The sequence below is a fragment of the Streptomyces sp. NPDC046335 genome (genome assembly GCF_055587985.1).
The window spans coordinates 229,300-242,441 of the sequence record NZ_JBVJFF010000009.1; the positions used below are offsets into that span (position 1 = coordinate 229,300).

A 13,142-nucleotide genomic window follows, 5' to 3' on the forward strand; every position below is an offset into this window, starting at 1 on the left:
CGAGATGAGAACACGTCGCACGCATACAGAGGGCCGCATACGGCACCGCATATGGCACCGCATACAAGGCCGCCCCCGTGCCGTGGTCGGCGCGGGGGCGGTCCTCCGTGGAACTTTCTTACGGAGCGCTGCGGCTCCTCGAAGGGGACGGGTCAGGCGGCGGGCTCGGTCGTGGCGTCCGGGGTGGGCGTGGCGTCGGGGGCGGGCGTGGCGTCCGTGGCCGCTACCTTCAGTTCGACGGTGAGCGTGGCGCCGCCCTCGGTGACGATGCGGAGCACGTACGTCCCCTCCGCGTCGTCCGCGTACAGCTTCGGCAGCTTCAGCAGGCCGTCGCCATCGGTCTTCAGGCTCTTCAGGCCGCGCACCTTGTTGCCGTCCGCGTCCTTGAAGTAGGGGCCCTTGTCGTTGACGGACGCGTCCGTCTTGGACTTGACGAGCGTGGCGGTGGCCGCGACGCCATCGGCCGCCTTGCCCTTGTACGTGGCCTTGACCTCGACCCGGTCCGCGAACTCCTTGCCCGGCTCGCAGGTCAGGGCCTTGTCGCTGGTCCTCGCGACGGCGTCCGCCCGGCGCGCGGTGACCTCGCCTGCGAAGTCGAGACCCGGCAGCTTCCGGCCCACGACCGTGGCGCGCACGGTGAACTCGCCCGCCTGCTCCCCCGCCTTCAGCGCGGGAGCGGTGGCCTTGCCCGCGGCGTTGGTGGTGACGTAGACGCTGCGCGCACCGCCCTCGAAGCGGGTGTCCGTGTCGCCGACGACCCGGAACTTCACCTTGACCTTGCCCACGGACGCGCCCGACTTGGCCTCCGCGCGCACCTGGACGCGCCCGGCGAAGGCGTCGCCCGCGGTCGCGGCGAGCTTGCCGGTGCCCGCGTTCTCCAGGCGGGCGACCCGCTCGGTGGGCGAGGGGGTGGGGTCGGGGGTCTGGGAGCCGTCGCCGGACGGGGGCTTGGTGGGACCGGTGCTGCCACCGGTGCCCGGCCCGGTCGGGTCCTTCGGCTTGTCGGGCTTGGCGGGGTCCTTGGGCTTGGCGGGGTCCTTCGGCCCGTGCGTACCGCCCGGCCGCGGAGAGATGGACGGGCCCGGCGTCGGGCTCGCGCCGGGGATGCTCTCGTCGCTGCGGTCGCCCGGCAGGACGCCCTTGCCGTCCGGGACCTCGTGGGTGCCCTTGCGGTAGTAGTCCAGCCACGACAGGACGGTGTTGAGGTACTCCGTGGAACGGTTGTAGCTCAGGATCGCCTTGTGCAGGTCGTCCTCGACGGCCAGGTCACGGTCGTTGGCGCACAGGTAGTGGCCCGCCGCGAGCGCCGCGTCGTAGATGTTGTTGGGGTCCTTCTCGCCGTCGTTGTTGCCGTCGCGGCCCGCGAACGCCCACGTCGACGGGATGAACTGCATGGGCCCGACCGCGCGGTCGTGCGTCGTGTCCCCGTCGTACGCGCCGTTGTCGGTGTCGGTGATCTTCGCGAAGCCGTTGCCGTTGAGGGGCGGGCCGAGGATCTTCTTGAGCGTCGTGCCGTCGGCGTCGACGCGACCGCCGCGGGCCTGGCCCGACTCGACCTTGCCTATCGCGGCGAGCAACTGCCAGGGCAGGTTGCAGCCGGGCTTGGACTCGGCGAGGGCCGACTCGGCCTTCTTGTACGCGTCGAGGACCGTGGCCGGAAGGCCCGCCTCTGTCTCCTTGTCACCGCCGTTCGGCGGGGCACCGGTCGACGGCACGGGGCTCTGGAGAGGCGGCAGATCGGTGTAGTAGGGCGAGTCGCCGGTCGCGGAGTCTCCCGAGGGCGAGGGGGAATCCGCCGCCCCCGCCGCCGTCCCGTCGCGCGGGACGTCCGTCATGCCCGGGGCCTGCGACGCGGCGAGTGCCGCCACCGCCGCCGCGGCGACCGCGCTGGTCACCGCTCCCCTCCGCAGCCGCCTGCCGAATACCGGCGCCATGACAGAGCCACCCCTCCCCTATACCGACCGTTGCGCGCCGACCCCGCCTCCGTACACGCTTGCCTTCGTACGCGTGCTCCCCGGCGGGGTGACTCTGGCGACACTACGACAACTTCCCGCCCCCAGGCACCCGTTCGTGCCCGGTTTTCACCGGTTGGCCTGGTGGGCGCGACAGGGCTGTTACGCGGCGGGGTCCTCGCTCTGCCCCTCCGCCGGAGCGGAACCGTCCGGAACCTCGCTGATCTCGCTCTCCGGGGTGAAGTCCTGGCCGATGGCGCGGCCCTTGTTGAGATTGCGGTGCACCGCCTGCGCGACGCGTTCCACGGTACGCACTCCGTAGGCCATGGAGGGGTTGTCGTGGGTGAGGATCGCCATGCGGTACGAGCGGCCGTCACCGGTGAACGTGCCGATGCTGTGCACGCGCCAGCCGTGCGTGGCCCGGGGCAGCCAGCCGTTCTTGAGGTGGGCGCGGATGCCGCGCGGCATACCCGCGGGGACGCCCCAGCGCTGGTCGCGCCGGACGGCGGCCATCTGCCGCAGCCCGTAGGCGCGCGAGCGTGGCGCGAGCACCCCCCTCCGGTCGTCGGCGAGCGCGCCGAGCATGCGCAACTGGTCGGCGGCCGTCGTGGCGGTCAGCCCCCAGTAGCCGCGTGAGCCCGGGGTGGTGCGGGTCGTTCCCGCGCGGCGCAGGAACCGGTTGAGGCACGGGCGGCCGAGGTCGGCCCAGAGCCGCCGGGCCGCCTCGTTGTCCGAGCGGGTGATCATGGGGCGGATCTTCGCCCGCTCCCAGGCGGTGAGGCCGCGCCGCCAGCTCTGCGCCCGGCGCAGCGCGGCCTCCATCATCAGGACCTTGGCGACGCTGGCCGCGTCGTAGCGGCGGTGGTTCGCCAGCCGGCAGACGACGCCCGTGCGGGTGTCGTACACGGCGATCGAGACGGTGCCCGCCCTGTTGGCCAGTGCCGCTCTGATGTCCTGGCTCATACGGGCGGCGAGGGTGCGGTCCCGGTCGGCGGAGCACAGGGCTCTGCCTGTGCGCGCGCCCGTGCTCGCGCCCGTGCCCTGTAGGCGGCCGGCGTCGGCGGCGGCCGCCGGTACCGGCGTCAGGAGGGCCGTGGCGAGTGCCGCGGCGAGCACGGAGCGGCGGCGCTTCGGCCTGCGAGGGGTCATGCGGTCATCCTCGGGGCAACGGGTTCCGGGGGCCCGGGGGCAGCGTCCACGCGAGTGAGAACCGCTGCGCGGGGCTTGAGCGCTTCCGGCCCGCGCGGCCGCTGCGCGGGGCTTTGGCTACCGCGCTGGGCTGCCGCCGGGAGTTGCAGCTCCCGGTAGGGGCGCGGGGCTGGGCTGCCGCCGGGAATCGCAGCCCCGGCTAGGGGCGCGGGAACTGCGCGCTCGGCCCGGACGCGCCCGCGGCTGAGCGCAGACGCCGGCCCTCGCGGGAGCCACGGCCGGGGGGCTCCTGTGTATCGCCCCTGCGGGCACGCCGTGGCTGGCCGCGCAGTTCCCCGCGCCCCCTACGGGGCGCTGGCATCCCGTGGTGCCCGCTCGGCCTCTCCGGGCGCGGGCGCCGCCGGTCCCTACTGCGGGCGCGCCCTGGCTGGCCGCGCAGTTCCCCGCGCCCCTGACGGGCGCTCGTCCCGTGGTGCCGCTCTGCCCCTCTGGGCGCGGGCGCCGCCGGTCCCTACTGCGGGCGCGCCGTGGCTGGCCGCGCAGTTCCTCGCGCCCCTTACGGGGCGCTGGCGTCCCGTGGCCCCTCTGGGCGCGGCTGCGGGTGCGCCGTCGGCGGCCCGCCCCGGAGGGGTTCGCGAGGGGGGCCGTTTCCCGGCCCGGGAGGGCTAGTGCGCTGCGGATTCCCAGTCCGGGCCCACGCCCACCGAGACGTCCAGCGGGGCCCGCAGGGTCACCGCTCCCGCCATCTCCCTGCGGACGATGTCCTCCACCTGGGCCCGCTCGCCCGGGGCGATCTCCAGGACGATTTCGTCGTGGACCTGGAGGAGCATCCGGGAAGCGAGCTTCGCTTCGGTGAGGGCGCGGTGGACGTTCAGCATGGCGATCTTGACGATGTCCGCGGCCGTGCCCTGGATGGGGGCGTTCAGAGCCATCCGCTCGGCCATCTCGCGCCGCTGGCGGTTGTCGCTGTTGAGGTCGGGGAGATAGCGGCGGCGGCCGAGCATCGTCTCCGTATACCCCGTGGCGCGGGCTTCGTCGACCGCGCGGCGCAGATAGTCCCGCACCCCGCCGAACCGCTCGAAGTAGGTGTCCATCAGGCCCCGCGCCTCGCCCGCGTCGATGTTCAGCTGCTGGGAGAGGCCGAACGCGGAGAGGCCGTACGCCAAGCCGTACGACATGGCCTTGATCTTGCGCCGCATCTCGGCGTCGACGGCGTCGCGCTCCACGGAGAAGACCTGCGAGGCCACCGTGGTGTGCAGGTCCTCGCCGGAGGTGAACGCCTCAAGGAGGCCCGCGTCCTCGGAGAGGTGCGCCATCACGCGCAGCTCGATCTGGCTGTAGTCCGCGGTCATCAGCGACTCGAAGCCCTCGCCGACCACGAAGCCACGGCGGATCGCCCGGCCCTCGTCCGTGCGGACCGGGATGTTCTGGAGGTTCGGTTCCGTGGAGGAGAGGCGGCCCGTCGCGGCCACCGTCTGGTTGAACGTGGTGTGGATGCGGCCGTCCGCGGCGATCGACTTGATCAGGCCCTCGACGGTGACCCGCAGCTTCGCCTGCTCGCGGTGGCGGAGCATGACGACCGGCAGGTCGTTCTCCGTCTGGGCGGCGAGCCAGGCAAGCGCGTCGGCGTCCGTGGTGTACCCGGTCTTGGTCTTCTTCGTCTTCGGCAGGTTCAGCTCGCCGAAGAGGACTTCCTGGAGCTGCTTGGGCGAGCCGAGGTTGAACTCGCGGCCCGCGGCGGCATGCGCCTCCTTCACCGCCTGCTGCACGGCCCCGGCGAACTGCTGCTCCATCGACTCCAGGTGCGCGCGGCCGGCCGCGATGCCGTGCCGCTCCAGGCGGGCCAGGAGCGCGGACGTCGGCAGCTCGATGTCGGCGAGCAGCTCGCTCGCGCGGACCTCCCGCAGCTTCTCGCCGAAGGCGGTGCCCAGGTCCAGCACGGTGCGTGCCTGCGACATCAGCGAGTCGGCCTCGGCCCGGTCGTCCTCCTCCGTACCGAAGGCGAGCTGCCCGTCCGCTGCGGAGGCCGGGGCGAGCTCACGGCCCAGGTACTCCAGGGAGAGCGCGTCCAGGGCGAAGGAGCGGCGGCCCGGCTTGACCAGATACGCGGCGAGAGCGGTGTCCATGGTGACGCCGTCCACGGTCCAGCCGTGCTCGGGGAAGACCCGCATCACCGACTTGGCGTTGTGCATGACCTTGGGCTTGGCGGGGTCGGAGATCCACGCCGCGAAGGCGTTCTCGTCCGCCTCGTCCAGGGCGGCCGGGTCGAACCAGGCGGCCGCTCCCCCGGCTGCGGCGAGCGCCACCTCGGTGACCGTGCCCGAACCGAGCTGCCAGGTGTCGACCGTGGCGATGCCGAGGACCGCATTGCCGTGCTCGGCCAGCCACGGGGCGAGCTCGCCCGCGCCGAGCACCGCGCCGTCCAGCTCCACGCCGGGCTCCGCCGGGGTCTGCTCGGCCTCCTCGGCGCCCGGATCCACGGCCAGGAGCCGCTCCCGCAGCGAGGGATTACGGATCTCCAGGGTGTCCAGGACCATGGCGAGCGCCGTCCTGTCGTACGCGACGCGCTCCAAGTCGGTGACCGTCCTGGGCAGTTCGACGTCGCGCACCATCTCGGTCAGGCGGCGGTTGAGCTTCACCGCCTCCAAGTGGTCGCGGAAGTTCTGTCCGGCCTTGCCCTTGACCTCTTCGGCGCGCTCGACCAGGTCGGCGAAGGAACCGAACTGGTTGATCCACTTCGCGGCGGTCTTCTCGCCGACACCGGGGATGCCGGGAAGGTTGTCCGAGGGGTCGCCGCGCAGCGCCGCGAAGTCGGGATACTGGCTGGGAGTGAGTCCGTACTTCTCCTGGACCTTCTCGGGGGTGAAGCGGGTCAGCTCCGAGACGCCCTTCGTGGGATACAGCACCGTGACGTGGTCGGTGATGAGCTGGAAGGAGTCGCGGTCGCCCGTAACGATCAGAACCTCGAAGCCGGCCGCCTCCGCCTGCGTGGCGAGCGTGGCGATGACGTCGTCCGCCTCAAAGCCGTCGACGGCGAAGCGCACCGCGTGCATCGCGTCGAGCAACTCGCCGATCAGCTCGACCTGCCCCTTGAACTCGTCGGGGGTCTTGGAGCGGTTCGCCTTGTACTCGGAGAACTCCTCGGAGCGCCACGTCTTGCGCGAGACGTCGAACGCCACCGCGAAGTGCGTGGGCGCCTCGTCGCGCAGCGTGTTCGCCAGCATCGACGCGAAGCCGTAGATCGCGTTCGTCGGCTGGCCCGTCGCGGTCGTGAAATTCTCCGCGGGCAGCGCGAAGAACGCCCGGTAGGCCAGGGAGTGCCCGTCCATGAGGAGCAGGCGCGGGCGCTGCCCCGCGCCCGCCTTCCCAGCCTTCGTCGCCGCGGTCTCGGACTTCTTCTGCGCTGCTGTTTCTGCCACGTCCCCGATCCTGCCACGCCCCACTGACAGTCCCGTCCTCCGCGGCACCCGGACCCCCGCCTTGTCGGTGTCGCGTGGGAGGATCGGAGACGTAGCTCACGCACGTGCTCGAAGGGGAGCCGACCATGGCAAGCAAGCCGCCCAAGGGCGATCCGGTCCAGGACGCGCCGCAGGTCGCACCGGCGCAGCACGCCGCGGCCGGCCTTCCCGCCATCGGCCACACCCTGAAGATCGCGCAGCAGCAGATGGGCGTGCGCCGCACCGCGCTGACCCTGCTCCGCGTCAACCAGAAGGACGGCTTCGACTGCCCCGGCTGCGCCTGGCCCGAGCCGGACCACCGCCACAAGGCGGAGTTCTGTGAGAACGGCGCGAAGGCGGTCGCGGAAGAGGCCACGCTGCGGCGCGTCACCCCCGACTTCTTCGCCGCGCACCCGGTGGCGGACCTGGCGACCCGCAGTGGTTACTGGCTGGGCCAGCAGGGCCGGCTCACCCACCCGATGTACCTGGCGGAGGGCGCCGAGAGGTACGAACCGGTGTCCTGGGAGCGCGCCTTCGACATCGTCGCCGAGGAGCTCGCCGCGCTGGACAGCCCGGACGAATCCGTCTTCTACACCTCGGGCCGCACCAGCAACGAAGCGGCGTTCCTCTACCAGCTCTTCGCCCGCGAGCTCGGCACGAACAACCTCCCCGACTGTTCGAACATGTGCCACGAGTCGTCCGGCTCCGCCCTGACCGAGACGCTCGGCGTCGGCAAGGGCAGCGTCCTCCTGGAGGACCTCTATGAATCGGACCTGATCATCGTCGCCGGGCAGAACCCCGGCACGAACCACCCGCGCATGCTCTCCGCCCTGGAGAAGGCGAAGAACAACGGCGCGAAGATCATCACGGTCAATCCGCTGCCCGAGGCGGGCATGGAGCGCTTCAAGAACCCCCAGACCCCGCAGGGCATGCTCAAGGGCACCGCCCTGACCGACCTCTTCCTCCAGGTCCGCCTCGGCGGCGACCAGGCCCTCTTCCGCCTCCTCAACAAACTCATCCTCCAGACGGAGGGCGCGGTCGACAAGGAGTTCATCGACGCCCACACCCATGGGTACGAGGAGTTCGCCGCCGCCGCGCGGGACGCCGACTGGGACGACACCCTGAAGGCCACCGGCCTGGAGCGCGCCCGCATCGAGGAAGCCCTGCGCATGGTCCTCGCCTCCGAGCGCACCGTCGTGTGCTGGGCGATGGGCCTGACCCAGCACAAGCACTCCGTGCCCACCATCCGCGAAGTCGTCAACTTCCTTCTGCTGCGCGGCAACATCGGCCGCCCCGGCGCCGGCGTCTGCCCCGTCCGCGGCCACTCGAACGTGCAGGGCGACCGCACCATGGGCATCTTCGAGCGGCCCGCGCCCGCCTTCCTCGACGCCCTGGAGAAGGAGTTCGGCTTCGCCCCGCCCCGCCACCACGGCCTCGACGTCGTCCGCGCCATCCGCGCGCTCCGCGACGGCGAGGCGAAGGTCTTCTTCGCCATGGGCGGCAACTTCGTGGCGGCCTCCCCCGACACCGAGGTCACCGAAGCCGCCATGCGCAAGGCCCGCCTCACCGTCCACGTCTCCACGAAGCTGAACCGCTCCCACGCCGTCACCGGCGCCCGCGCCCTGATCCTGCCCACCCTCGGCCGCACCGAGCGCGACGTCCAGGGCGGCGGCGAACAGTTCGTGACCGTCGAGGACTCCATGGGCATGGTGCACGCCTCCCGCGGCCGCCTGGAGCCCGCGAGCGCCCAGCTCCTCTCCGAGCCCGCCATCGTGTGCCGCCTGGCCCGCCGCGTCCTCGGCAGCGGCTCCCGCACCCCCTGGGAGGAGTTCGAGAAGGACTACGCCACCGTGCGCGACCGCATCGCGCGCGTGATCCCCGGCTTCGAGGACTTCAACACGAAGGTCGCGGCCCCCGGCGGCTTCGCCCTGCCGCACGCCCCGCGCGACGAGCGCCGCTTCCCCACCGCCACCGGCAAGGCCAACTTCACGGCCGCCCCCGTCGAGTACCCGGCCGTGCCCGAAGGGCGGCTGCTGCTTCAGACACTGCGCTCGCACGACCAGTACAACACCACCATCTACGGCCTCGACGACCGCTACCGCGGCATCAAGAACGGCCGCCGAGTGGTCCTCGTCAACCCCGAGGACGCCCGCGGCCTCGGCTTCGCCGACGGCACCTACGCCGACCTGGTCAGCGAGTGGCGGGACGGCGTGGAGCGCCGCGCCCCCGGCTTCCGCGTCGTGCACTACCCGACGGCCAGGGGCTGCGCCGCCGCGTACTACCCCGAGACCAACGTCCTGGTGCCGCTGGACGCCACCGCGGACACCAGCAACACCCCTGCCAGCAAGTCCGTCGTCGTACGCCTGGAACAATCGGCGATCGACTGAGCGTTCGCTCAGTGATGGCTGAGCGCTTGCTCGGCGACAGTGCGACGACGAACGGACGGAGCCGGGCCCATGGGCGAGCAGAACAGCGTGAAGTTCCCGCAGCAGGTCATCGACGAGTACGCCGCGCTCGGCGTGGACCTGCCCTCCCTGTTCTCGGCGGGCCACCTCGGCACCCGCATGGGCGTCCAGGTCCTGGAGGCCTCCGCCGAGCGCGTCGTGGGCACCATGCCCGTCGAGGGCAACACCCAGCCCTACGGCCTGCTGCACGGCGGCGCCTCCGCGGTGCTCGCCGAGACCCTCGGCTCGGTCGGCGCCATGCTGCACGGCGGCATCACGAAGCTCGCCGTGGGCGTCGACCTGAACTGCACCCACCACCGCGGCGCCCGCTCCGGCCTCGTCACGGGCGTGGCCACCCCCGTACACCGGGGCCGCTCCACGGCGACGTACGAGATCGTGATCACCGACGAGCAGGACAAGCGGGTCTGCACCGCCCGCCTGACCTGCCTGCTCCGCGACGCCCCCAACGGGTCCACCGCCGCCAACTAGCCCTTCCGCCCTGGGGCCCACCCACGCCGCCCGGCCCCAGGGCACCGCGAGGCCCCCGCGCAGTCTCTGGCGGAGCGCTCGGCTGCGGTCTAGCGTCGGTGCATGACGCAGCGGACACGGCTCTGTGCGCTCGCCCTCACCGTCACGTTCACCCTCACCACGGCCGCCTGCGCCGGCCCCGGCCCCGGCCGTGAGGACGCCACCGCGTCCTCCGCCCGCACCACCTCCCCCGCCGAGCTGTGCACCGCGATCATCACCAAGTGGGCCCGGCAGCTCTACGACGCACGCGACTCGGCCTACGGCGACTACCAGTCGATGGGCCTGTCGAACGGGCAGTACACGATCCTGCGCGAGATCCTGGACGCCGCCCGTGCCGAGCGCGGACGCGGATCGGACGCGTCGGGGCGCGCGTTGATCACCCGGCAGACGCGAGAACGCTGCGCCGAGCGCCACCGCGGCGGCGGACCGAGCGGCGGGCCGTGGGTGTGAACGCCATCGGCCCCGTGGAGCCGGGCGAGGACACCTACGACCACGAGAGCTCCCCCGCGGCCCCTGCGCGGCGGCCCTCCCCGCGCCGGGCCCGCCACCGTCGCACCACCCTCTCCGCGGCCACCGCCCTGGGTCTCGGCGCCGCCGGGCTGACCCTGTACCTGACGCGTCCGGAGCCGCCGCCCCAGCCGCCACCGCCCTGGCCGTCGCAGAGCGTGTCGGTGGCGTACACCGGCGAGATGTCACGGCCCCGCGCCGGGGACCGGAACTTCACCTTCGCCGTCACCTTTACCCAGGAGTCGGGACCCCCCACGACCGTCCGCCGTCTCACCCAGCCCTCGGCAGCCCTCTCGGTGGCCACATCACCGCCCACCCCATTCGCGGTGAAAACAGGAGAACCCCGGAAGTTGATCATCACGATGCACATTCGCGAATGCGGAGAAGTGCCACGGAATGCCGGACTCCCTTTCCTGGAAGTAACACTGCGTAATGTGCGCGCAATCGAGAAGCACAGTTACATCCTGGGTCCGGAATACGCGAATGATCTTTCCGGAGCGTTGACCGCCGCATGCCCACGAACACGGGTGTCATGAGTCAAACTCCCCGACACTCCTGCCAGTTGTGCTGGAAGTTCTCACCATGCGGATACGTCGAGACCGGCCTAACCAGGCTTTATTCAGCCTCAACCACCCCTCGCGTTCCAGCCCGGAATACTCCGTGGCATAACAAGAGCGTCACAGCCTTGGTCCGACCACTCCACCTGGCACAAAGCCGCCCTTAGAGTCACGGCCAGTCACCGCGCCCACCGGATTCCTGTCAGTTCGGTTCCGCGCTCGACTCGGCTTCCCAACAAGGGACAGCCGTGCCAGGGGAAAGGACTGATCGTGCGTCAACGTTCGCTCATAGCCATTACCGCCGCACTCACCGCGGGGGCTCTCAGCCTCACCGCCTGTGGCTCGCGCGACGACAGCAAGGACAAGGACGACGCCGGGGGCGGCGGCACCACAGTCGTCATCGGCGTCGACGCGCCACTGACCGGTGACCTCTCCGCTCTCGGCCTCGGCATCCGCAACTCCGTCGACCTCGCCGTCAAACAAGCCAACAAGAAGAACTACGTCGACGGCATCACCTTCAAGATGGAGTCCGCCGACGACCAGGGCCAGCCCTCCTCCGGCCAGACGAACGCCACCAAGTTCGTCGCCAACAAGGACATCCTCGGCGCCGTCGGCCCGCTGAACTCCTCCGTCGGCGAGTCCATGCAGAAGGTCTTCGACGACGCCAAACTCGTCCAGGTCTCCCCCGCCAACACCAACCCGGCCATGACCCAGGGCCAGGACTGGAACGGCGGCAAGAAGGTACGCCCGTACAAGGCCTACTTCCGCACGGCCACCACGGACGCCATCCAAGGCCCGTTCGCCGCGCAGTACCTGTACAACGACGCCAAGAAGAAGAAGGTCTTCGTCATCGACGACAAGAAGACCTACGGCGCCGGACTGGCCGCCACCTTCAAGGACGAGTTCACCAAGCTCGGCGGCAAGGTCGCGGGCACCGAACACGTCAACCCCGACACCAAGGACTTCGGCGCCGTCGCCACCAAGATCCGCAACTCCGACGCCGACGTCGTCTACTACGGCGGCGAATACCCCGCAGCCGGCCCCCTCAGCAAGCAGATGAAGAAGGCCGGAGCCAAGATCCCCCTCGTCGGCGGAGACGGCATCTACAGCGCCGACTACATCAAGCTCTCCGGCAAGGACGGCAAGGGCGACTACGCCACCTCCGTCGGCCAGCCCGTCGAAGAACTCCCCTCCGCCAAGGAGTTCATCGCGAACTACGAGAAGGCCGGCTACAAAGAGGCGTACGAAGCCTACGGCGGCTACTCCTACGACTCCGCCTGGGCCATCATCGAAGCCGTCAAGAAGGTCGTCGACGACAACGACGGCAAACTGCCCTCCGACGCCCGCGCCAAGATCGTCGACGCCATGCAGGACGTCTCCTTCGACGGCGTGACCGGCAAGGTCTCCTTCGACGAATACGGCGACGCCACCAACAAGCAACTCACCGTGTACCAGGTCAAGGACACCGCCGACCCGACCAAGGGCTGGAAGCCCGTCAAGTCCGGCACCTTCACCGGCTGACCCACCACCCGCAGTCACGACACACCGCGCGGGGCGCTGCCCGACAGCGCCCCGCGCGGCGTCACATCCGACGCGTGTCGACACCCGTCGCATTCGAAAGACTCGGAGGACCTGCGGTGCACGAACTGCCGCAACAGCTGGTCAACGGCCTGCTACTGGGATCCATGTACGGCCTGATCGCCATCGGCTACACAATGGTCTACGGCATCGTCCAGCTCATCAACTTCGCCCACGGCGAAATCTTCATGGTCGGCGGCTTCGGCGCCCTCACCATCTGGCTCTGGCTCCCCGGCGGCACCACCATGTGGGTAGCCATACCCCTCATGCTCATAGGCGCCGTCATCGTCTCCACCACCGTCGCCGTCGGAGCCGAACGCTTCGCCTACCGGCCCCTGCGCGGCGCCCCCCGACTGGCACCCCTCATCACCGCCATCGGCCTCTCCCTCGCCCTCCAGCAAGCCGTCTGGGCCTGGTACCCCAACGCCAAGTCATCCCGCACCTTCCCCGAGATCCCCGGCGACTCCATCCACATCGGCAGCGTCACCATCCAGCCCGGCGACCTCTTCCTCGTCGCCGCCGCACCGATCTGCATGTTCGCCCTCGGCTGGTTCGTCATGAAAACCCGCGTCGGCCGCGGCATGCAAGCCACCGCACAAGACCCCGACACCGCCAAACTCATGGGCGTCAACACCGACCGCGTCATCGTCGTCGCCTTCGCCCTCGGCGCCGCCTTCGCCGGCATCGCAGCCGTCGCCTACGGCTTCCGCTACGGCGAAATCAACTTCCGCATGGGCTTCCTCTGGGGCCTCAAAGCCTTCACCGCCGCCGTCCTCGGCGGCATCGGCAACATCTACGGCGCCATGATCGGAGGACTCGTCCTCGGCGTCGCCGAAGCCCTCGCCACCGCCTACATGAACAACATCCCCGGCATGGACAAGCTCGGCGGCCAGTCCTGGGCCGACGTCTGGGCGTTCGTACTCCTCATCGTCGTCCTCCTCGTCAGGCCCCAAGGCCTGCTCGGCGAGCGCGTCGCGGACAGGGCGTGAC

The 13,142-nt window shown here is 70.8% G+C and carries 8 protein-coding genes; 5 read left to right on the top strand and 3 right to left on the bottom strand.

What is annotated here, in order from left to right; all coding sequences use genetic code 11:
• Positions 1-152: 152 nt before the first annotated feature.
• The 3 genes from ACZ6JY_RS23495 to polA all read right to left on the bottom strand — a co-directional run bounded on the left by ACZ6JY_RS23495 (position 153) and on the right by polA (position 6,430).
• A complete protein-coding gene (locus ACZ6JY_RS23495; protein ID WP_469198428.1) occupies positions 153-1,934 on the bottom strand; it encodes a lytic transglycosylase domain-containing protein in 1,782 nt (593 codons plus the stop codon).
• Between the two features lie 180 nt (positions 1,935-2,114).
• The gene (locus ACZ6JY_RS23500; protein WP_469198431.1) at positions 2,115-3,101 is read right to left on the bottom strand and encodes a serine hydrolase; all 987 of its coding nucleotides are present in this window, start codon (positions 3,099-3,101) and stop codon (positions 2,115-2,117) included.
• 665 nt (positions 3,102-3,766) lie between these two features.
• A complete protein-coding gene (gene polA / locus ACZ6JY_RS23505) occupies positions 3,767-6,430 on the bottom strand; it encodes a DNA polymerase I (protein WP_469198782.1) in 2,664 nt (887 codons plus the stop codon).
• A gap of 215 nt (positions 6,431-6,645) precedes the next feature.
• Here polA and ACZ6JY_RS23510 point away from each other — a divergent pair, with 215 nt between their 5' ends.
• The 5 genes from ACZ6JY_RS23510 to ACZ6JY_RS23530 all read left to right on the top strand — a co-directional run bounded on the left by ACZ6JY_RS23510 (position 6,646) and on the right by ACZ6JY_RS23530 (position 13,141).
• The gene (locus ACZ6JY_RS23510; protein WP_469198433.1) at positions 6,646-8,925 is read left to right on the top strand and encodes an FdhF/YdeP family oxidoreductase; all 2,280 of its coding nucleotides are present in this window, start codon (positions 6,646-6,648) and stop codon (positions 8,923-8,925) included.
• Positions 8,926-8,994: 69 nt separating this feature from the next.
• Complete coding sequence (locus ACZ6JY_RS23515) at positions 8,995-9,471, top strand: PaaI family thioesterase (protein WP_469198435.1); 477 nt, start codon at positions 8,995-8,997, stop codon at positions 9,469-9,471.
• A gap of 102 nt (positions 9,472-9,573) precedes the next feature.
• Positions 9,574-9,960: a hypothetical protein gene (locus ACZ6JY_RS23520; protein WP_469198437.1), complete on the top strand. Its 387-nt coding sequence runs from the start codon at positions 9,574-9,576 to the stop codon at positions 9,958-9,960.
• A gap of 884 nt (positions 9,961-10,844) precedes the next feature.
• Positions 10,845-12,095, top strand: a complete 1,251-nt coding sequence (locus tag ACZ6JY_RS23525; protein WP_469198439.1) for a branched-chain amino acid ABC transporter substrate-binding protein — start codon at positions 10,845-10,847, stop codon at positions 12,093-12,095.
• Positions 12,096-12,211: 116 nt separating this feature from the next.
• Positions 12,212-13,141 carry a branched-chain amino acid ABC transporter permease gene (locus ACZ6JY_RS23530; RefSeq protein WP_447036768.1) on the top strand — a complete coding sequence of 310 codons (930 nt, stop codon included), beginning with the start codon at positions 12,212-12,214 and terminating at the stop codon, positions 13,139-13,141.
• The last annotated feature ends 1 nt before the right edge of the window (position 13,142 follow it).